Source organism: Bacillus sp. SIMBA_008, assembly GCF_046535495.1.
GTDB lineage: Bacteria > Bacillota > Bacilli > Bacillales > Bacillaceae > Bacillus > Bacillus subtilis.
In genome coordinates this window covers 1-274 of sequence record NZ_JAWRWL010000417.1, presented here as the reverse complement: position 1 = coordinate 274, position 274 = coordinate 1, and the positions used below count along the sequence as shown (strand labels likewise).

Genomic DNA, 274 nt, shown 5'->3' with positions numbered 1-274 from the left:
CTTCGCTTTGAACTCTTTTAACAGCTCAATCAGCCCTTCTTTTAAGCCTTTTCCTTCTAAAGTGACGGGCCGCGGATGCAATAGCAGCGCTCTCATCTCGTTTTGCGCTTCCCCCGCCATATGTTCAACCATGCGAATCCGTTTGACGATTTTGTCATCCGCATCTTTCACCTGCTCTAAGACGGCGGATGTCATCATAGAAATGGCACAGAGCTGCTGGCTGACGGCATCGTGCAGATCGCGCGCCAGCCGCTGGCGTTCTTCAGTGATGACC

Annotated in this window: 1 protein-coding gene; it reads right to left on the bottom strand. The window is 52.2% G+C overall.

Annotated elements, in window-relative coordinates:
- Positions 1-274, bottom strand: a 274-nt coding sequence (locus SB658_RS23835) for a sensor histidine kinase (protein WP_410602793.1), incomplete at both ends; no start/stop codon positions are given.